The sequence below is a fragment of the Sporosarcina sp. FA15 genome, from assembly GCF_051550195.1.
GTDB classification, from domain to species: Bacteria; Bacillota; Bacilli; order Bacillales_A; family Planococcaceae; genus Sporosarcina; species Sporosarcina psychrophila.
In genome coordinates this window covers 639,667-660,013 of record NZ_CP188818.1, presented here as the reverse complement: position 1 = coordinate 660,013, position 20,347 = coordinate 639,667, and the positions used below count along the sequence as shown (strand labels likewise).

The window sequence follows — 20,347 nt, the reverse complement described above, 5'->3', positions numbered from 1 at the left end:
TTTCCCCAATAATTTGCGCTTATTTAAATTGTTATTTTGCACATCCAACTTTAAAAACCCAGCTACCTTCAAATAAGAAGATTGCTGGGTTTCATAATTATTTATAAAAAAATCCGGATTTCCCTAATTAGAAAATGACTGCTCATACGTCCTAGTCACAGGGTTCTAAACATAGACCCCAAAGCACCATGATGTCAATGATTCTTCTAATTCGTATGCTCTTCTTTTATGATTTAAATGTAATGAATTATATTATTTCTATATACCCTTCTGTTCCATTTACTCGAATACGTTGTCCATCTTTTATCAGCTTGGTAGCATTCTCCACTCCGACAACTGCTGGTAAGCCGTATTCACGTGCGATAACTGCTCCATGGGTCATCAGTCCACCAACTTCGGTAACAAGACCTTTTATGGAGACAAATAATGGTGTCCAGCCGGGATCAGTAAAGGAGGTGACTAATATATCTCCTTCTTTTAAAACAGCTTCTTCCATGTTTAAGATGACACGTGCTCGTCCCTCAATAACTCCAGAAGAAACAGGTAGTCCTACAATCGCTTCGGCTGGGAGATTTTCTCGTTTGTAGTTACCTGCAATGATTTCACCATCAGACGTGAGTACACGTGGGGGCGTTAGTTTTCCATAAAATTTGTAGTCGTTCTTACGTTTGCTGATAATCTCGAAATCCAGTTTTTTTGTTCGTACGACTTCACGAAGTTCTTCAAATGTGAGATAGTATATATCTTCTTTTTTATGAATAACGTTGGCTTGTACGAGTTGTTCGGCTTCTTTCAGTAACGCCTGCTTATAAACGAAGTAGCGACTAATCATGCCGTATTTTGGATATTCACGATAACCGATGAAATTCCGGATTAGGCTAATCACTCGTTTTGTCTCTTCGGCTTTTCGTTTGCCATCCGGTAATTGCATCAATCGATCTACTAACTCTTGTTCTTTTTTCAAAGCTGCCTGCCGCCCTTGCTCAAATTTCCGTTTGCCCGAATTAGGCTCAAGTTCTTTGATGTTGCTGAGAAGCATAGGGACAAGTGTAGTTGGTTTTTCACTCCAACGAGTTTTAGTTATATCGATTTCTCCAGCACATCGCATTCCGTATTTGTTGAGATAAGCTATTATTGCATCTTGGCTTTCCTGTCCACCTTCAAACGTAACGATTCCCTCCAAAAAGTTATCATCTTTTACATGCTGTAAATAATGAATTACTTCTGGATATGGACGAATCACATCTGCGACATCCAATAGCGCCAGACCCATTTCCGAAGTAATATTGTTTGGTACAGATTGGGAAAGCGTATCTGCTACGTTCTTTTCACCTAACCACATATTCATTTTTTCATTGATCCATGATGAAGCATCCATAGCAGTCATAATCACACCCAAACTTTGTGGGTCAAATAGAATCTTCTTTAATTGTTGCAGATCTTCTAGTATAAAATCAAATAAATCTGATCCTGATTTCGTTTGGATGGTTTGTTTTAACTCGTTTATCGATGTTTCACTACTATTTATCAATTCAGAAACGATTGTAGGATCGTTTTTGAATTGTGTTTGAAAACCCGCAGAAGACATACTTTTATTACTACTACTTGGACTCAGCTCTTTGTCATCAGTTGGTAACAATTTAATGAAATCCCGCTCGATTATGGTCATTAGTGCGTCTTTTATGAGCGGATCGGATTGTCCCAGCGTATCTACTAAAATTTCTCTGCTAACAGGTGAAGCCAGACTATGTGTGATATCAACAAACAGCCTTCCACCAGCTTTACGCATGGGTGCAGGGGTCGTTAACAGGTAAAAAGCCAATCCTAATGGTTTCATGGGGTCGGTCATCATTTGTTGATGACCGACAGAAACGTAAACGTGATTTTCTTGATCATTCGCTTCAGGGACAGGGAATAAAGTAGTGATTGGGCGACTCTGGACAATATAAAATGTATCTTCAACCAAACACCATTCGATATCTTGTGGGCAACCAAAATAAGCTTCAATCTGTCTTCCTTTGCGTGCTAGTTGTAAAATTTGTTGGTCAGTAAGTGTTTGAGACTTTTGCAGATCAGGATTGATCTGCTGCGTCTCTGTTCCGCCTTCTTTTAGCCCATAGGTAGCCAGTTTTTTGGTTGCTATCATCTTATCGACGATTTCATCTTCTTGCACCTTATAGCAATCCGCCGATACCAAGCCGGAAACAAGGGCCTCCCCTAGTCCAAAGCTAGCATCGATCGATAGTAGCTTTCGATTAGAAGTAAGCGGATCAGCAGTAAATAAAATTCCTGAAGCCTGTGGAAAAATCATGCGTTGAATGATAACGGATAGGAAAACTTGGCTGTGATCAAATCCATTTTGGATTCGGTAAATTACTGCGCGATCAGTAAATAGGGAAGCCCAACATTTACTGATGTGGCGCAATACTTTATCTCTTCCGATGATATTTAAATAAGTGTCATGTTGACCAGCAAAGGAGGCAAATGGAAGATCCTCGGCTGTTGCACTTGAACGAACAGCATATGCATGCTCTAGGCCAAATGTTAAGAGACATCGATCGATATCTTGTTCGATCCCCTTCTCGATTTCAATCCCCTCAATCAGCTCACGAATCTTCCAGCTAATTTCACTAATTCTTTTTCGTTCGTCCACTTTTTGAACTGCTAGTTGATCTAGTAATTGTTGAAGCTCCTCATTTTCCCCAATGACTCTTTTATATGCCTCAGTGGTAACACAAAAACCTTCTGGTACAAGTGTTCCTTCAATCCTCGAACACTCACCCAAATTCATCCCTTTGCCACCAACCACCATTTGACTCATTTTATCGATTTCCCGTAACTCTAGTACATATGGTTTCATTTCTTTCCCTCCCATTTATCGCTCAATACCAAGACGAATCATATGACAAAAGTTGTTCATCTGATCAACCAATTACGCTGTCCACTCGTTCTTGCTCCTGGCGAAGTTCCATATTCACATCAAACACTTCTTTTTTCAAAAAATGATTGACTAAAAAGGGCTTTATGATGTATAATTAAAATAGGGTAATCTATACATAATCCACTTAAATAGCGTATAACTATATAAATTTACCACAGTTCCTCATTTTTTTCAATGAATTTATGCAATCATAATTGTTGCGAATTCGAAGATGAAAAATGATATCAAATTATTTAGTGTAGCATCAGGAAAACACGGATTTAAAACATTAAGAAATTCCAATATTAAAAAGCCTAATTCCTTAGTATTAATATTAAGATATTGGGCTTTTTTCGTTCCCCCTTATTAAAGAGCCTAATCACTGAGCACACTGCTGTTCAATTTGAAAGAGACGTTTTTTTCACTTTTTATAAACAATCAATTCCAACCAAATTCTTACCATAAAAAAACACCTAAAACATTGAAATCAACAATGTTTTAGGTGTTTTTTATTGAATCAATTTTCGTTACATAATGTCCCACGAGGACGTTTTTAGAGCGTTTAATTCCTGATATACCTAGGTTTCTTCTATTCAATCTCTATAATATGTGTAAGGCTTTTCATGACGTTATTTGTTATAAAGACTTACTTTTCCGAGTTAACGCTACCCAATATTCTCTTTAACTATATACACTGACCACTTATGTATTTTGCAACTTCAAATACTCTTTTTCGAATTCATTCGTCTGGCATAGAATAGCATTACTAATTGAATGGAAATATACAAAATACAGCTTGGGGTATTCGAGAATACGATTCGTTATAAATAAAGCGCGAAACGAACATTTTTTATTTAGAAACTTTAAATCTTAGCACAGTCTTTAATTTTTCTGGAGCTGTTCTTCTTGCATCTGTAATATAGATTTCTCTATGGCTTTTTTCAATTCGTATCAAACCTTGTTCCTCACAATACTTTTCCATCTTAGAAAACGTTTCTGGTTCTTTATCGTAGCTACCATGGTGCATCATCTGAACACATAATCCATCAGATAAAGATTCGAGTGTTGCTGTATCAACTGGTAAATGTTTCTTTTTTGCTCGTACACTTTCAACAGCCCTTTGAAAAAGTTCCCTCGTCACAAAGTCAGGCTGTCTGATCATTAGTTGATAGACAAAATGATTTTTATCCAGGTAATCTAATTTTCTTCCCTCTTCATCTAAATCCCAAATTCCTTCAAGCGGAAATACTGTATATTCATAGTAGTCTTTTGGTGTGTAGCCACCCTTTGGCATCATTCGAATACTATAAGACAATGCATATAAAATTTCCACATTTACCCGGAATGAATCGCTATCTGGATCTCCTGCACCTTGCAATTTGATATACGACTTTTCGGTATCATTGTAAATAGTAGGTATCTGTTTTGGTAAATAGATTTTTTTATCGTTTTTTCGCCACTCATACTTTATCAATAAATTGCCCCCCTCATACTTCGTTTCTCTATCTACTACATTGTGCCAATTTGCTTCTTCCCATCCCAAGCGGGCTTCCACACGTGCATACTTTAACCGCCTTTTCTATTTATAATTGCTGCCTAGTTTTGTATGGTATTATCTTCGTCAAAATCGCCACCACTTCAGACTAGACTTGTTCCTTCTATAATAGGGGATTCAAGTGAAAGTATCAAAAAAACTCAAACTATTCTAGCCTGTACAATCTAGATAGCATATCTTATCTTCATTTCTCATATTTCTATTCCCTCTTTCAGTAACGTACTCGTTAGTTGAATAAGTGTTACCCATAAGAGTGAAATACCATATTTTTTTACAATGCCATTGTATGTTTGCAACCTTTTAGATAACAATATATTTGTGAGTAGTAACTTAAAAAGACTCAGAATAACTTCTGAGTCTAAACTTCTTATCATTTTCTCCCCAGTAGCGCCATTAAACCTTTATACATTAGGACAAGGGAGAAAATCACAATTGCCAAAATACCTATTAAGTTAGTTATCGGCTCTAAACCCGCTAAAAAAGTATCTGATAAGGGAACCTTTAATAATGCAAATCCAGCTAAAATACTAGCCAACATCAAAAGAATAAATCGATCCATTTAGTTTAACCTCCTCTCAATACATTATATGAACAAGTAAAAGGAAGGTTGAACCAATTGTCTCTCATGGACCGTTAGCTTATATAAAGCCTACTCAATTAACGAAGCGGGTTAACCATTCTCATTTTGTGTATACATAAATGGATTTATGCAGATAATATTTATGTATAAATTTCCCCTCACTGTTTAAAATGCTCTTAGAAATTATGTGTCAGATTAGATTTCAACCTCAAAGTATTGAATAAAGGGGAAAAGTAGATGAAAATCCGGTTCGGATATGTAGGTAATGCACTAGGCTTATGGGATGCGAGTCCATCAAAAACTCTAACTTTTACACGGTATTCAACGCTCCCTATAAACGAGAGAATGGAAAAATTGAAATCGATAACAGCACAAAATTTACAGCACACAAAAAGAATTTTGTATTATAATATCGCGCATGAAATAGAATTATACCGGTTTTCAAGCTCACTTGTCCCTTTAGCACCCCATCCGGAAGTGATGTGGGATTTCTTAACTCCATTCAAAAACGAATGGGAAGAAATCGGGAATTTAGTCCGAAATTTCAAGCTTAGAGTAAGCTTTCACCCAAATCAATTTACACTTTTCACAAGCCAAAGAGAAGAAGTCACAACGAATGCAGTAAGAAGTATGGAATATCATTTTAGGATGCTCAAAGCTATGAACATTCTTGATACGGGATTAATTAATATTCATATTGGCGGAGCCTATGGGGATAAAACTGCGTCATTAAACCGTTTCCATCAAAATCTCAAAAAATTACCAAAGGAAATTAAGAAGCAGATGACGCTAGAAAATGATGATAAAACGTATGATGTTCGGGAAACACTCATTACTTGTGAAAAGGAAAACATTCCAATGGTACTCGATTATCATCACTATATGGCGAATAACGTGGAGAGTGACCTCCCTCTTTACTTAGACCGCATATTTAAGACTTGGAATACCTTTAATATTGTCCCAAAAGTTCACATTTCTTCACCGAAATCAGATCAAGCCTATCGTTCTCATGCCGACTTTGTTTCTTTAGACTTTGTCCTCCCCTTCTTAAAGATGGCAAAGGAGCTTAATAAGGACTTTGACATAATGATAGAAGCAAAACAAAAAAACCTTGCCATGCTGAAACTTGTAGATGAAATAGCTGCAATTCGAGGAGTCAAACGTATTTCAGGGTCATCTGTGGAATGGTAACCGCGAAGAATAGAGTTATTCAATTATTGAGTCCAGATTTTGAATCGAGCTTGAGGCCTACAGGATGTAGGTCATGCAACCGTTGCCGCAGGACGCGGCGAACTTAGATTGCCATTCTTTCTTTGGTCAGCGGACATTTGGACACCCGCTTAACAGGTAAAAAAAACGCATTCATCTCCCACCTATGGAGGTGAGAGTCTTCTGTAGCTGACGCTTCGCTTTCAGTACATAAACATTTGCTGAATAATGATAATACAGATGAGGTGGAATAAATGACGATTGTACGTCTTGGTTATGTCGCAATGAGTATGGAACTTGATAATGCATCCCCTTCGCAAACAATGACATTTACCCAATTCAAAAAAATTGATGATCGGGAAGCTGCCATCCGTAAATTAGAACGTATTGCACTTTCGAATTTACATAATACACTAAGACTGTTAAAACATAATGTAGCGTCTGATATTCATTTTTATCGGCTAACCTCTCGCCTTATTCCTTTAGCAAACCACGAGGAGCTTCTTAAATGGAATTATATAAAGCCATTAATAGAACCGCTTCGTGAGATTGGAGATTTCGCAAAAAAACATAAGATTAGAGTTGATTTTCATCCAGATCACTTTGTTCTGATTAATTCTAAAGAGAAGCATATCTTAAAAAATTCAATTAGTACCTTAAAGCTACATTACTTATTACTAAAGGCGATGGGGATTGACCCGACTCATCGCTGTGTCATGCATGTTGGTGGTAATTATAAAGAAACCGAACTCTCACTTGAACGTTTTGTTGATAATTGGATGGACGTCCCGAAAAGGATTCAAAATATGATTATGCTTGAAAATGATGATACTTCTTTTACGTTAGAAGATACACTTTACTTATGTGAAAAACTAGATATACCTCTAGTTTTCGATTATCATCATCATCTGGCCCATCACCTAGGTACAAATTGGGAAACCAACTGGAATAGAGTTATTCAGACATGGAGACATTCTCCGCTCTCAATAAAAATGCATATATCAAGTCCAAAGAGTGATAAAGCTTTTCGCCATCATTCAGATTATGTAGACATCGATATGTTTTTTAGATTCCTTCATGAAATAAAGGGCAGTATTCCACGAATTGACTGCATGATTGAGGCTAAGAAAAAAGATGAGGCGCTTTTCAAATTAATGGATGAAGTAAAAGCAAGGAAAGACGTTGAAATTATTGATGGCTCTTCATTCTCTTTAAAGTAAATGAAAAAGAGGTTACTTCCACAATTAGTTGAATTGTTTGTACATCGTTTTATAATGAAGTGGAAAAGAGCACAATCTGTAATTTTCAAAAAAGCATATTGGTAATAAATAAAGAGGACATTGAAGCCATTTGTATCGCTGATTTCGCAATGAAAAAGAGAAAGAGTTACGCTACCATCATGGTGAACCTAGCCGATGGTCGGGTCATTAACCCCGTAGAATCAAGAGAGATAGAAGATGCAGTTATCTAGCTTTCTTTTTTTGCTAATATAAATTATGTCTCAAGAGATGGCTCTCTTACCACTGAGATTTGGAAAGCCCCTCCTGAAGCCCACCATATCAGTGATCGATTTCAACTAGTGATAAATTTGACGGACGCAAACACTCATTTGAATAAAATGTATCTCTATTCTACAGGACAGACAAACAATTACTTGAATGAAAATAAAAATGAACCGTTATTTCCTTATGCAAGGACGTAACGATTCATTTAATAAAGTAATTTTCTTTACCCAAAAGACTTCTTTAGTTTGATAAAAACCATACAGTAAGCAATAATCATAAAAGCTGATACCAACATAACTCATATAGAATAAACCCTTTAATTACACGGAAGTACAAGCTTCCAATAGCGTTAGATTCATTCATCCAATTATATTTTTCTTTGTTTTATAAGGTCTATCAACACTTCAAGCCAGCTCGCTGTATGCTCGGCCTTGCTGGGGAAATAATCGCCCATAAATTCCATGAGCTTTTCTTTTTCTTTTCCAACATCTACGTGCTCATTTAAACTTTTCAAATACTCCCAGCGGTCTTTATGATCGGCTAACTTCCTTTCAAGAATGGCAATCACTTTGTCGCGATCAACGTACTCGATACTGGCTAAGCCCACAAGCATTTCACTGATTTTGTCGGCTTTTTCAAATAACTTGTATATTTTTTTCGGCAGTTCTTCACGGCCTTTTGCAGTAATGGAAAATACTTGCTTGTCAGGCCGATGATCTTCTTTGATGATTTCCACTGCCTCGATAAGTCTTTGTTTTGCTAAAGTATTAAAATTATAATACAACTTACTTTCTGTCAATCCGGCAAGTTTATCAAATGGAATCGGATCCGACAGCTGTCTTTTTAATTTATATGGATAATTATTGCCTTCGATTAATTTACTCAAAATGTATATTTGGATTGTCATGATCAATCTCCTTCGGCAAGTGACTCCCTCATTGTAACAAAATCATGCAGTGATTTCAGCCGTCTCAATACTTACAGACTCTGTTTCAGGTTCCGATACAGGCTGCGGCTTGTGAAGGAAAGCCACAATTAATATATTAATTAACATAGCCCCGGCTCCCACAGCCACCATCATCCACTGATTAGGCGCTGCACTGACGCTGCCATATAATGTCGCGAAGTACGCTTGGACAGAATAGTACATCGGCGAAATATAGCTCATCCATTCATATGGCAAGTACATCATTTCCCGAGGGATTGTAGCACCGTTGGCAAGTGTTTGGACCAATAGTATTGGCAAGTTGAGAACCATTCCGCCTTCACCCATCAAGAAAATTAAAATCGCCGTGAAATTGAAGCATACCATATAGTTCAAAATTTGCTGTGCAGTCAGGCTCACAAATATGTCAGCTCCATGGCTGCTGACTAAATATGCTATACCCAAAGCTACAAGGGATGATACAACCGCGATTAACAATGCTGTTAATTGAACATATAAGAATAGCCGCGTTTTGCTTGCTTTTCCGCGACTGGCTCTAAATGCTCCGACTAATTGCATAGCGCCAATCATTGCACCCGTGTATCCGGCCATTGTTAAGAACATTGGTAGCATAGTATTATTCATGCCCGCTGGAATCTCATTGATCGTGACCAAATTTCCAGCATATGCAGTTTCGATCATTTCCGCCATTTCAGTTGCTTGCTCTTCGGGTATATTCAAATTCATCAATACACCTTGTGCTGTTTGTGTGGAAAACTGTGCGCTTAATTGATTATTGATTTCGTTAACGATGGAAGTCATTGTCGAAGAAACAACTGTCGCACTTGCTCCATTGGTTGTAAAGTCAATGCTTGATGCTGTTTCCCCATTTTGCATGTCTTCAGAAAACGTTACAGGAATATGGATGATTAACGCCAATTCATTTTTTTCTAATTGTGCTAACGCTTGCTTGTTTGTCAAATCCGTTTCAATTTCTTCAAATGGTAGTTTCTCTGCAAGTTGTTCTGCAATCATTATCCCATATTCGCCTGCATCGTCATTCACCATAGCGATCGGCATTTGATCAATATTATTCGGAATGGCTGAATACCCGGGGATAAATATTCCGAGCATGGCGATTGCGTAAAAAATCCCCATAAAAATAGCGGCAATAGCCCCTTTTGTTTTTAAGAAATGTATAAATTTCATGTATTTCTTCCTTCTTTCCAATAAAATATGTTTTTCGGTTTCAACAAAGTACTCTAATTAGAGTACTTCCGTATCTTACTCTTCCCTTTTTTAAAAGTCAATTGAATCGATTTCATATTACGTACTCTTAAAAAATCATAAAGAAACAGAGTCCAAATGATTTCTTTAAAAAACGAATGAAAATTCCGATTACGCTGTTATGAATAGTTGAAGCTGGATGAGTTGATTAACTGCAAGTTACTAGTGTTGCACTCAATATGAACTCCGACGAAATGAACTTTGGCTTTCTCTCCTGTATAATGTTAGATCTGATTTAGTAGAAAATAACCTTTTAGATTGGTGTTTACACGTTCACTGGAATTTCGTTCCTTATAAGAATTCATTCCATCTCATCAATCCTCTTACAGGCGCTGTATATCGTCTGAGTTCATAATCTGTCTACTTTCTAAATCGACTTGGAAAAAGGATGGACACCAATATTTACAATTTTTTAGTAATCCTCTAGAGCTACATCCATTGAAGATAATCATGTTAATTGCTCTTTACGCTACAATCAATTTTATTAATTGATAAACAGAAATAGCTTTTTACTCCGTCCCTCTTCAGCCGTTTGCAGTAAGTGATCAGTATAGTCAACCCATTTCATCTTTCCACACCTTGTTTCGATTTTTCCGGTTAATTCTACTTCAATAGCAGTCATCAGATGTACCACTTTTGTTATGGGCAATTTAAAATGACGGCCCGCGAGTTCGTACGGAGAATTTTCCACTAGAAGACTAAGAAAATGATCAGCCGTTTCAGCACTTTCAGCCAAAGAATCCTCTAACTCAATGACAAACTGATACAGGCTCCTTTTTTCTTCCGTAAGCTTTTTAACCTCGCTTCTTAGTAAAAACTCCATTAATCGATCATGCATTTTCCTCACCTCACGTATTTACAACTTAAAAACCCAACCATTCTTTAATTAAAGAATGGTTGGATAGACTTTACTAACTTGCTTTTTAAACGTCCGTTAGGTGACATTTTACACAGAATCAGTGGAATGGAAGAATAAATGATTTATTCGACTGTGCATCTTCTATTAAGCTGACTTTCACATTGTAAACATCTTTAATCGTTTCAGCGTTCAATACCTTTTTCGGTTTTCCATCAATATATAGCGAGCCGTTTTTCATCAATAAAATTTCGTCCGCATATTGAAGTGCTTGGTTTAAGTCATGTAATACCAATAAAATTGTTTTTTGTTCTTTTTGATTAATCTCTTTTATCAATTCAAGCATTGCTAATTGGTGTTGGATATCTAAAAACGTTGTCGGCTCATCCAACAATATAATCGGTGTATCCTGAGCAAGCGCTAAAGCAAGCCATGCCCGCTGTCTTTCTCCACCAGACAAGTTGTCCAATAATTTATTCTTCAAATGATTAACTGAAGTCATCTCCATAGCTTTTCCGATGGCAATATGATCTTGTTTTCTGAGCATGCCAATTGCACCCATATGGGGATATCTACCCTGCTCGACCAGTTCTTCCACCGTTATCCGAATCGATGCATCGTAAACTTGCGGGAGCAACGCCATTTTTTTTGCCAGGTTTTTAGCAGAAAGGCTTGAAATTAGTGTATCTCCAAGCAAAACTTTACCTGTTTGAGGCGTTACAATATTTGAAATAGCTTTTAATAGCGTTGATTTCCCACAGCCATTCGGGCCTAAAAGAACTGTGATTTTCCCTTCTTTAATTGTTGCAGTAAATGCTGTCACTACGTCCTTTGAGCCAAAAGAAATCCCGATATCCTGCAATTGTATATCTTGTTGACTCAACTGACTTTACCACCTTTCATGTTTTTAGTAATTAAGTACATAAAGAAGGGTCCGCCAATTAGAGCTGTTACAGCACCCGTCGGCAATTGGATAGTAAACGGTACCCAAGCATCCGGCAGTAATGGAACTGCAACTTGAGCAATTATATCTGCAGCCAATAAAAGTAAAGAGGAAGTCAAGAAACTTATAGGCAGGAATAGTCGGGCATCTTCTCCAGCTAGGTGTCTGGCAATGTGCGGTCCAATGAGTCCTACAAACGCAATTGCTCCAACTGTTGAAACGGCACCTGCAGTTAGTAATCCCGCAACAAGCAGTATGTATTTTTTTGATGATTGTAAATTGATGCCCAATGTTTGAGCTTTCTCGTCACCTAGACGCAAGCCGTTCACTATACCTGCAAAAGAAAGTGCTATCGGTATCAAAATCAGTGCAAAAGGTACCACCATATAAAATTGCGACCATGTACGTCCGTTTAGCGATCCAATCATCCATAGTAAAATGCTCCCCATAGCTTGTTGTTGCTGCAATAGAATGAGAGAAATAAAAGCTTGTATAATAACTGAAAAAAGTACACCAATCAAAGCCAATTTCTGCATCCCGATATGAGGAAACTTCGAGATTCGATAAAGCAACGCAACAGAAAGCGTTGCTCCGATAGCTGCCACTACAGGAAGGCTATAACTCATAAGAATGGAAAATGGCGAGTAGGTAATCCAAAGAACAGCAAACAGCGTACTCAAAGCTGTCACACCAATAACACCAGGTTCAGCTAATGGATTTGAAATGACACTTTGCAATAAAGCACCTGCTAACCCAAGCATCCCCCCACAAAGAACAGCAATAATCGCTCTTGGTAAACGCAGGTTTAGAAGAATATTCCGGACTGTAGAATCATGATTAGGATTCATGAGCTCTTTAACAACTGTTTGAATTTCCACACTCAAACCACCTAAAATCAAATGAAGAGAAAAGAACAGCAAAAGTAAGATACATAGAATAGACCATAATCTTTTAAAAGTATATATATTCATAAGCCGGTTCTCCTTTTTATAAACATAAACAAGAGCCAGCTCCCACCAATTATGGAAGTGAGCAATCCTACAGGAATTTCAACCGGATAAAAATAAATTCGTGTAATTAAATCCATTCCTGTCAAAAATGTTCCACCCGCAAGAATACTTAATGGCATAACAACATAGCTGTTTGTACTTTGAACAACCCGACGTATTAGATGAGGGATAATAAGCGAAACAAAACCAATTGGACCACAATAAGCGACAACAGCAGCAGTTAAGGTAGCGCTTATTCCAAATACCAAAAGTCTGATGCGATCTACGGAAACTCCCCGCGCCTTTGCCGCTTCATCTCCCAAACGGAAAACATTTAAAGCTTTTCCGGCAAGTAATGCCAAAGGAACGCCGATGATAAACCAAGGTAAAAGGGCCAAAACATGCTCTTGCGTTCGGTTCGCTAAACTGCCGGTGAGATAGAAAAACAACAATCCGATGTCATTTGGACTTCCAATGCTTATCACCACAATCACCAGTGCATTTATTGTTGCGGTCATAGCAGCGCCGACCAGTAAGATAGAAGATCGTCGCAATTTACTGGAGGCTACTGTGACCACAATAATTCCGCTAAACATAGCGCCAGTCAGTGCTGCTAACGGATAAAGTGAAAAAGATAATGGCAGGCTAAATATAGTAACACATGCCATTACCATCGCAGCACCCGCTGACACTCCTGTCAATTCCGGTCCTGCTAAGTCATTTTGAAGGACGTCTTGAAGCATTGTACCAGCAAGTGCTAAAACAGCCCCTGCAATCCATCCCACAACCCATCTTGGTAATCGTATCTCAAAAACAACAATTTCCTCTAACTTCGTGGCCTGCCCATCCAACACTTGTAACAAGGAAGCAAAAGAGAGTCTAGGCTCGCCCAACATTAAACTTAAAATGAGTAGAACAAACGATAGAACCAAACATAAAAGTGCGAGGGATAAACTAATGGATAGTATTTTTTGCCCACTTCTCGGCTTATTTACCGTTTTCAATAATCCCAGTCACTTCATCTAAAACAATTGATAATGAACCTATCCCTCTACCATTTGCCCAGATATTGGTCCTAACTTCATAGACCTCATCATTTCGAACAGCTTTTAATTCTTTCCAAATTGGACTTTCAGAGAGTTGATCGGACAATGTCGGTCCTTTCTTATCAAAGGAAAATGTTTCGACAAAGATGATATCTGGATTTTGCTTAAGGACTTCCTCTAAGGAAAATTGAGCTCCCCCACTAGTATGACTTTCAGCATCTCCACCAGTAGACCATGGATAGCTGACACCTTCGGCTAATAAAGAGCCGACAACGCTTTCTTTTGTATCAATACCAAAATTCACATCAGATCCGTACATCACTAATGTGGTAATATCCATAGATGCTTGTTCTTTAAATAATTCAATTTTTTCCTCAAAGTTCTTAATTGCAGCCTCGGCCAAGTCCTGCCTTCCTGTTATGCTTCCCATTACACGTACGAATTCAATAGAATCTTTGTATGACAATGGACTAACTATATAAAGCGGTATATCTCCTAAACTTTCACGCAAGCTATCATGAACGCCACCTAAACCAATAACCAGTTGCGGATTCGTTTGATAAATATCTTCAATGTTTGGCTCAAAAAAAGTTCCGCCTATCAATGGGATAGCGACACCCGCTTCTCCAAAAAATTCTGATTCCTGCGTGATTCCAGCAGCTGATACAGCACTGGGCTCGATTTTTAAAAGATGCAGGGTATCCACACAGATTTCTGTTAAACAAATAATTTCAGAGGGTATCTTGTCTAATACAATTTCTGTACTCGTGCTATCTAGTAGCTTCTTCTCTTCCTTTGACTCAGCAGACGATTCCTCCGTTTTATTACTACAAGCTCCTACAACAAGTAACATGAGTAACAAACTGCTAAGCAGTTGATGTTTTATTGGCAAGACACTTAAATCTCCCTTCCGTTTCCTGTGTTAAACTGATACAGGCTCATTTATCCCACGCACCTCACATTGGAATAATTCAACCATTCTATAGTAACCGAATGGTTGAATATCTTTTACCAACTGGCTTTTTTAACACCTGGTAGTTGCCCTTTATGCGCAAGTTCCCGAAAAGCAATCCGTGACATGTTAAATTTCCGCATATATCCTCTTGGTCTCCCCGTCAGTTCGCATCGATTTTTCAATCGTGTTGGGGAAGAATCCTTAGGTAGCTTATTTAACGATTCATAGTCACCTTTCTCTTTCAATTCTTTACGAAGTACCGCATAGTGAGCAACCAACTTCCGTTGCCTCTTGTCTTTCGCTACCTTAGATTTCTTCGCCATTCTATTTCCACTCCATAATTAGTAATCATTACGATTTAAAACTTTGCAAATTTTTTTACTTTGTTTCTCTATGAATCGTGACTTTTCTCAAGCGCGGGCTGTATTTATTTAATTCAATCCGTTCGGGATTAGTGCGTTTGTTTTTTGTAGTTGTGTAATTGCGGTCTCCTGATTCTGTACAAGCTAATGTGATATTTACCCTCATACTAGTTCCTCCTATAGGTCAAATTTCGATTTGAAAATTAGGCAATGGATCCACAAAAATTGTCCAATCTTGCACTAATTCTTCTTCCGTAAGCAAGCATTTATCTAAGCCTTCCGTAATTTCCTGTTGATTCATCCGAATGCCAATCATTAACGATGACGGCGACTTTCAGCCCGTGTCGATTGTGTAAAGTATGATTCAATAAGGTCGTCTTCCCCGAACCTAAGTAGCGGCTTAACAACGTTACGGGTATCCTTTTTTTCATTCTCCCACTCCTTACGCTTTACTTATTACCCAATGCTTCCGCAAGTGTTGCAATGTTGTATTCCATCAAAGATAAATAGTCTGCTTTGTTTTCCACATCCTCACTTGTTAGAACACCAAGATTATGCAACATCAGTGAATTCGCTCCAATTTCCTTTCGAATGACATCAGTTAGTTTAGAGGAGACGTTTTGTTCGAATAAAACATATTTCACTTCATGTGCTTTCGCGTATTTAACAAGAGCAGCCAATTCCTTTTGTGAAGGTTCACTTTGCGAATTTAATCCGGCAACTGCGACTTGTTCAAGTCCATACGAATCAGCGATATAACCAAAAGCTGCGTGTGAAACGAAAAATGTTTTTGTAGTAGCATTGGAAGCCATGTCTTTAAATTTCAGATCGAGGGCGAGTAAATCCTCTTTTAACCCTTCAAAATTTTCTTTAAACATATCCTTTTTTTCAGGAGATGCTTCGATGAGTGAGTCTTTAATTACCGTTGCGAGTTCTATACTTAATAAAGGAGAAATCCAAACATGAGGGTCGAATTCGCTGTGCTCATGGTCGTCATGATCATGTGAATCGTTTTCTTCATGGTCCTGTTCGTGTGACTCATGCTCTTCTTCATCGTGCCCATCAGACTCATGCCCCTCCTCTCCGTGATCATGTCCTTCACCTAGCGACTCTTCTGGAATATTGTCAGCGACCGCTATCATTTTGACATGCTCGCCTTTCATTGTCTTTTCGGAATTCTCCACAAATCCTTCAAGTCCAAGTCCGATATAAAAGAATAAATCTGAATCAGCGAGTGCCATCATATCCTTTTGTGTTGGGTCAAACGTATGCTCATCTGCCCCCGGCGGATAAATAGATTGTACATCGACCGCGTCGCCGCCAATCCGTTCTGTGAAATATTGAAGCGGATAAACAGTAGTATAAACGGATATGAGGTCTTCGTTACCTTCCGCTTCTACCCTCTCATTCGTATGCTCTTTGTTGCCGCATGCTGCGAGCAATAGTAGAGTAATAATTGAAAAAATAGATAAAAACTTTTTATTCACCACAAAAAACTCCTCCTTCATCCCCCTAAATCGTAATCATTACGTTTTAAGTATTTATTTATCATACAAGAGCATTTTTGAATTAGCAACTGTTTTTATTTCATATTGTGAAAAGTAATTCCTTTAAACTAAGCACACCTGTACTTTCAGGTCATGAATGAACTCTTTTTACTTTGCGAGTGATAAGGTAACCTTAATTATGATTAATGAATTCTTTAAATACTGTTTCACAAGATTATTGGAGTTAGTATAGAAGTTTGAACACACGTTGGTTAAGTCTACAACCTAAAAAGTAGAGATGACCGTTACCACATTAGTTCAGGCAATGGCGGTGGCATTTATTGAGTATTATTCCTTTCGTTGTATCAGGTCCATTTATTTCACGATACCTATAAACAGGTTTCCGCACATTATCACACCTAAAAAACATAGCCCCTGTCCGGTTGACAAGGGCTATGTTTAATTTATATATGGATTTTCGGGCTCTTCTACCTTCTCTATGTCAGTTATCTGCAGGTAAGGATAATCCCAATCTTCTAGGGTTATTTTCGATAAATAGCCCGTTGCCCTAACCCATTCATCTTCCTCTACTTCAAACATTTCACCAGAAGTCGACAAAATGCCAAAGACAGAAGCATCTGCAACACAACAAGTAATTCCGAATCGTGCAACTACAAACTGATCTTCTTCCAAGTCAGGTTGCTTGTATACAAACCCAACAATTTCTATTTCCTTACCAAGAAACCAATCGAGATAAGCATAAATATTATCGGTAATATCCAGATATCTTGCTTCACTTACAATGATTTTATCGTTTTCTAATAGTTCATCTCTCAGACTTTCCATACGAGTAGGGTATTCATCATTTTCATAGTTCATGTCTTCAACAATCTTCGTTCCATCAATGGATTCTTCTACAATGTCAGGATCTGTTCCTGGCAAGTCATAGGAGGTATCAGTTTCATCATTTCTAACGGCTGGCAGTGTGGTATTCAAACCTGTTCCATATATAACCCCTCTTTTGGCGACAATTGAACTATCTAAAACGGTCATTGGAAACCACAATCCAGTCAGAACAGGTAAGACAAACAAAGTGTATATAAAAAATGTTTGTAAGGGTGTTCCAGTTTGAGTATGGCTAAAGCCACAATTACAGTATAATTCCTCCAGATTCTTCGATCCACTTCTCCATAGTTGCATAAGCCCCAATACCAATAAAATCACAAGTGCAAAATAAGAAAAGGGAATCATTTTAGGAGCAATATAATAAGTAATATCCCCTGATACTAGCAATCTAAATAAGAGTAGAAAAAAACCTAGTAATATAATTCCTCTAAACAAAGCATGAGAACTGTAATCCCGTTCTTCCTGCATAACGCACCTCACATAAATAAGTATTGGTATATCAAAATCATCACATATACAGACACAGTAATAATAGCCATTAAGCCTATAACGAATTTAGCACGGAAATAAGCAAATAGCATAATCGTACCTTTCAAATCTAGCATCGGCCCATAGACTAAAAAAGCAAGGAGTGATCCTGCGGAGAATGTGTGTGCAAACGAGGATGCTACAAATGCATCCGCTTCGGAGCAAAGTGATAAGATAAACGCAAATCCCATCATAACAAGAGGTGAAGTCATGTCATTGGCAGCAATACTTACCAATAGATTCCTATCAAAGAACGTCTGAAATAAACTGGCGATCATTGCGCCCATGATCAAAAATTTCCCCATATCGAAAAACTCATCACTTGCATGATAAAATACAGCTTTTATTTTAGGGACTTCCCTGCCACCCGACTGTATAGGTCTATCCAACAGTTCCTCTGTTGTCCACTTTAATTGATTACGATTCCGATAGAAAGCATATATGAGACTACCAATTACAATGGCCAATACGAACGCCAATCCCATCCGGGCATACGCAATTGCTGGGGTAGATTGGAAGGCATAATAGGTAGATGCAAAGACGATGGGATTTAATACAGGTGCCCCAACAATAAAAATAATACCTATATGCAACGGCATTCCCTTTTTCATCAATCTTCGCACCACTGGAATAATTGCACATTCACAAACGGGAAAAATTGCACTTACTAGTACAGCTGGCACGATTGCTATAATAGGATTTTTAGGAATAAACCGTTGTACAGCCTCTTCAGACACAAACGTTTGGATTAGAGCTGATGTAAACACCCCAAGAAACACAAAGGGTAATGCTTCTAATACGATGCTCAGAAAAATGGTATTTACATGCAACATGCTTTTTGGAATTGCCGCTTGTATTTCTGTGAATCCTATTGATAAAAAGAAATAGAGGAGCACTCCTATGAAAAGTAAGCTCACCCCTAAACTTCGTTTGCTTGTCATGAATCGTACTCCTATCTCTCTAATATCCTTAATTTCTGTAAAGTGCTACGCAAAAAAATACGATTTTCATTGCTTTACGAGTTGCTTCCAATGATCGTTTATCTGCTCTGTGTCAAGCCCCAAGCCAATTAAAATAATAACTGGTTTTCTATTTAAAGCGGCGGGGACTGGAGTAAATGCTACCTTCCTTGAAGCATATTGGAAACTGTAAAGTTGGTGTGAGCTTTCGATTTCAACGAACCCTTTTCCTCGTAGTACATTGGCTGGAAGGTGTTTGAGCCATTTTTCGAATTCTTTCTTTCGAACTACAGGGCAATCCTCCAACTTAAGCGCTTGCAATGTCGAGTGATGGTGATGTTCAACATCCAAAGGCGATTTTCCAATCGTAACAGAGTGGATACGCTTTTCAAAAAGCAATTCAGCATCAATTTTACCGTAGACACTTTCCATAATAGTTTTTTCTTGTTTCGATTTCTTTGTGATTTTTTGTTTAATACTTTCAAGTTGATTTAAAGGAACTAAATCCGTCTTATTTAACACCAGTAGACTTCCACAAATCATTTGTTCATGTATTAAATTCCGGACTTCAGTTGAGCTTGAAAATATGCTTTGATACTCCAAATAATTACTAGCATCCAAAACTGTAATAATAGACATTAAGTCAAATTGATCAGTATATGGATGACTCAGAAGAACTTCTTGTATTTCCATCGGATTGGCTACTCCGGTTCCTTCAATAAATAAAACATCGAGTGGACTGTGTTCCATTTCCGTTATCAACTCGTTCATTGTTTCTTTTAAGTCTTCTTGGATCGTACAACAAATACAACCGTCTAACAGTTCAAATACCTTTTGATTTTCAAATAAATGACCTTCTACGTTTGTTTGGCCTATTTCATTTAAAATAATTCCCGGCTGTAGCCCCTTTTTCTTACAATGTTCTAGCATATTTAATAACACGGTGGTTTTACCACTCCCTAGAAAACCGCTTAGTACATATACTGGAATCTTCTTACTTGAGTTAATAAAAATCTCTCCTCTCAAATTAGGTTTATATCTATCCTTATCTCATCAACGACCAAGACAGTTAAAATTATTATGCTCTGTAACAACTTTAGCCGGCACTATTTCTACTTCACTAATCCCAAACAGTAATGTTTACGATTTACTTGTTTATTTATCATACAAGAGAGTTTTTAAATTAGCAACTGATTTTTTCGTAATGCGTATTTCTAAAAAAAAACCCTAAAAAAGGTATATCTGACGATCCAATTGCATAGTTTCAAAATACAATCCAAGTCAACAAATCACTAAAATCACGCGCTTTCTTGGTTTATCTAGAAACTTATCGTT

19 protein-coding genes and 1 pseudogene are annotated in these 20,347 nt (G+C 37.7%); 3 read left to right on the top strand and 17 right to left on the bottom strand.

Translation table 11 applies throughout. From position 1 onward, the window contains the following. Nucleotides 1-247: 247 nt before the first annotated feature. The 3 genes from ppsA to ACP8HG_RS03175 all read right to left on the bottom strand — a co-directional run bounded on the left by ppsA (nucleotide 248) and on the right by ACP8HG_RS03175 (nucleotide 5,034). Nucleotides 248-2,860, bottom strand: coding sequence for a phosphoenolpyruvate synthase (ppsA, locus tag ACP8HG_RS03185; protein ID WP_342537991.1), 2,613 nt, complete (start codon nucleotides 2,858-2,860; stop codon nucleotides 248-250). Between the two features lie 910 nt (nucleotides 2,861-3,770). Next, nucleotides 3,771-4,394: a GyrI-like domain-containing protein gene (locus ACP8HG_RS03180; protein ID WP_342537990.1), complete on the bottom strand. Its 624-nt coding sequence runs from the start codon at nucleotides 4,392-4,394 to the stop codon at nucleotides 3,771-3,773. Between the two features lie 451 nt (nucleotides 4,395-4,845). After that, nucleotides 4,846-5,034, bottom strand: a complete 189-nt coding sequence (locus tag ACP8HG_RS03175) for a hypothetical protein (protein ID WP_067207961.1) — start codon at nucleotides 5,032-5,034, stop codon at nucleotides 4,846-4,848. A gap of 258 nt (nucleotides 5,035-5,292) precedes the next feature. Here ACP8HG_RS03175 and uvsE (ACP8HG_RS03170) point away from each other — a divergent pair, with 258 nt between their 5' ends. From uvsE (ACP8HG_RS03170) to ACP8HG_RS03160, 3 genes are all read left to right on the top strand, one after another. Next, complete coding sequence (gene uvsE, locus ACP8HG_RS03170; RefSeq protein WP_342537988.1) at nucleotides 5,293-6,246, top strand: UV DNA damage repair endonuclease UvsE; 954 nt, start codon at nucleotides 5,293-5,295, stop codon at nucleotides 6,244-6,246. Nucleotides 6,247-6,518: 272 nt separating this feature from the next. Further along, entirely contained in the window at nucleotides 6,519-7,484 is a 966-nt protein-coding gene (gene uvsE, locus ACP8HG_RS03165) for a UV DNA damage repair endonuclease UvsE (protein ID WP_338652834.1), read from the top strand. A 98-nt stretch (nucleotides 7,485-7,582) separates the two neighbouring features. After that, on the top strand, nucleotides 7,583-7,735 hold the full coding sequence (locus ACP8HG_RS03160; protein ID WP_438298172.1) for a hypothetical protein: 153 nt from the start codon (nucleotides 7,583-7,585) through the stop codon (nucleotides 7,733-7,735). A 401-nt stretch (nucleotides 7,736-8,136) separates the two neighbouring features. On the opposite strand, the gene ACP8HG_RS03155 is transcribed toward ACP8HG_RS03160, so the two are convergent. From ACP8HG_RS03155 to ACP8HG_RS03090, 14 genes and pseudogenes are all read right to left on the bottom strand, one after another. Further along, entirely contained in the window at nucleotides 8,137-8,676 is a 540-nt protein-coding gene (locus tag ACP8HG_RS03155) for a PadR family transcriptional regulator (RefSeq protein ID WP_187047418.1), read from the bottom strand. 42 nt (nucleotides 8,677-8,718) lie between these two features. Continuing rightward, on the bottom strand, nucleotides 8,719-9,903 hold the full coding sequence (locus tag ACP8HG_RS03150) for a YhgE/Pip domain-containing protein (RefSeq protein WP_187047417.1): 1,185 nt from the start codon (nucleotides 9,901-9,903) through the stop codon (nucleotides 8,719-8,721). Nucleotides 9,904-10,465: 562 nt separating this feature from the next. Then, entirely contained in the window at nucleotides 10,466-10,819 is a 354-nt protein-coding gene (locus tag ACP8HG_RS03145; protein WP_187047416.1) for a hypothetical protein, read from the bottom strand. A 118-nt stretch (nucleotides 10,820-10,937) separates the two neighbouring features. Continuing rightward, on the bottom strand, nucleotides 10,938-11,720 hold the full coding sequence (locus ACP8HG_RS03140) for an ABC transporter ATP-binding protein (protein ID WP_187047415.1): 783 nt from the start codon (nucleotides 11,718-11,720) through the stop codon (nucleotides 10,938-10,940). Beyond that, nucleotides 11,717-12,751 (bottom strand): FecCD family ABC transporter permease, encoded by a 1,035-nt coding sequence (locus tag ACP8HG_RS03135; RefSeq protein WP_438298171.1) that lies wholly within the window; start codon nucleotides 12,749-12,751, stop codon nucleotides 11,717-11,719. The genes ACP8HG_RS03140 and ACP8HG_RS03135 overlap by 4 nt, the downstream gene beginning before the upstream one ends. After that, the gene (locus ACP8HG_RS03130; RefSeq protein ID WP_438298622.1) at nucleotides 12,748-13,701 is read right to left on the bottom strand and encodes a FecCD family ABC transporter permease; all 954 of its coding nucleotides are present in this window, start codon (nucleotides 13,699-13,701) and stop codon (nucleotides 12,748-12,750) included. Before ACP8HG_RS03130 ends, ACP8HG_RS03135 begins: the two co-directional genes overlap by 4 nt. Before the next feature lie 55 nt (nucleotides 13,702-13,756). Beyond that, nucleotides 13,757-14,668, bottom strand: a complete 912-nt coding sequence (locus ACP8HG_RS03125; protein WP_338652843.1) for an ABC transporter substrate-binding protein — start codon at nucleotides 14,666-14,668, stop codon at nucleotides 13,757-13,759. 155 nt (nucleotides 14,669-14,823) lie between these two features. Next, a complete protein-coding gene (gene rpsN / locus ACP8HG_RS03120; RefSeq protein WP_338652844.1) occupies nucleotides 14,824-15,093 on the bottom strand; it encodes a 30S ribosomal protein S14 in 270 nt (89 codons plus the stop codon). A 55-nt stretch (nucleotides 15,094-15,148) separates the two neighbouring features. Next, nucleotides 15,149-15,298 carry a 50S ribosomal protein L33 gene (gene rpmG, locus ACP8HG_RS03115; RefSeq protein WP_340741872.1) on the bottom strand — a complete coding sequence of 50 codons (150 nt, stop codon included), beginning with the start codon at nucleotides 15,296-15,298 and terminating at the stop codon, nucleotides 15,149-15,151. Nucleotides 15,299-15,443: 145 nt separating this feature from the next. Then, nucleotides 15,444-15,563, bottom strand: a pseudogene (locus tag ACP8HG_RS03110) (GTP-binding protein); the annotation flags it as partial. An 18-nt stretch (nucleotides 15,564-15,581) separates the two neighbouring features. Continuing rightward, the gene (locus ACP8HG_RS03105; RefSeq protein WP_438298621.1) at nucleotides 15,582-16,619 is read right to left on the bottom strand and encodes a metal ABC transporter solute-binding protein, Zn/Mn family; all 1,038 of its coding nucleotides are present in this window, start codon (nucleotides 16,617-16,619) and stop codon (nucleotides 15,582-15,584) included. Nucleotides 16,620-17,078: 459 nt separating this feature from the next. Next, on the bottom strand, nucleotides 17,079-17,993 hold the full coding sequence (locus tag ACP8HG_RS03100; RefSeq protein WP_438298170.1) for a TIGR03943 family putative permease subunit: 915 nt from the start codon (nucleotides 17,991-17,993) through the stop codon (nucleotides 17,079-17,081). 8 nt (nucleotides 17,994-18,001) lie between these two features. Then, nucleotides 18,002-18,994 (bottom strand): permease, encoded by a 993-nt coding sequence (locus tag ACP8HG_RS03095; protein WP_438298169.1) that lies wholly within the window; start codon nucleotides 18,992-18,994, stop codon nucleotides 18,002-18,004. 66 nt (nucleotides 18,995-19,060) lie between these two features. After that, entirely contained in the window at nucleotides 19,061-20,038 is a 978-nt protein-coding gene (locus tag ACP8HG_RS03090) for a CobW family GTP-binding protein (RefSeq protein ID WP_438298168.1), read from the bottom strand. Nucleotides 20,039-20,347: the final 309 nt, after the last annotated feature.

Bases quoted from the DNA above. Each gene is read 5' to 3' on its own strand.
- ppsA (WP_342537991.1), bottom strand. From the start codon at position 2,860: ATGAAACCATATGTACTAGAGTTACGGGAAATCGATAAAATGAGTCAA.
- ACP8HG_RS03175 (WP_067207961.1), bottom strand. From the start codon at position 5,034: ATGGATCGATTTATTCTTTTGATGTTGGCTAGTATTTTAGCTGGATTT.
- uvsE (WP_342537988.1), top strand. From the start codon at position 5,293: ATGAAAATCCGGTTCGGATATGTAGGTAATGCACTAGGCTTATGGGAT.
- uvsE (WP_338652834.1), top strand. From the start codon at position 6,519: ATGACGATTGTACGTCTTGGTTATGTCGCAATGAGTATGGAACTTGAT.
- ACP8HG_RS03155 (WP_187047418.1), bottom strand. From the start codon at position 8,676: ATGACAATCCAAATATACATTTTGAGTAAATTAATCGAAGGCAATAAT.
- ACP8HG_RS03150 (WP_187047417.1), bottom strand. From the start codon at position 9,903: ATGAAATTTATACATTTCTTAAAAACAAAAGGGGCTATTGCCGCTATT.
- ACP8HG_RS03145 (WP_187047416.1), bottom strand. From the start codon at position 10,819: ATGCATGATCGATTAATGGAGTTTTTACTAAGAAGCGAGGTTAAAAAG.
- ACP8HG_RS03135 (WP_438298171.1), bottom strand. From the start codon at position 12,751: ATGAATATATATACTTTTAAAAGATTATGGTCTATTCTATGTATCTTA.
- ACP8HG_RS03125 (WP_338652843.1), bottom strand. From the start codon at position 14,668: ATGTTACTTGTTGTAGGAGCTTGTAGTAATAAAACGGAGGAATCGTCT.
- rpsN (WP_338652844.1), bottom strand. From the start codon at position 15,093: ATGGCGAAGAAATCTAAGGTAGCGAAAGACAAGAGGCAACGGAAGTTG.
- rpmG (WP_340741872.1), bottom strand. From the start codon at position 15,298: ATGAGGGTAAATATCACATTAGCTTGTACAGAATCAGGAGACCGCAAT.
- ACP8HG_RS03100 (WP_438298170.1), bottom strand. From the start codon at position 17,993: ATGCAGGAAGAACGGGATTACAGTTCTCATGCTTTGTTTAGAGGAATT.
- ACP8HG_RS03095 (WP_438298169.1), bottom strand. From the start codon at position 18,994: ATGACAAGCAAACGAAGTTTAGGGGTGAGCTTACTTTTCATAGGAGTG.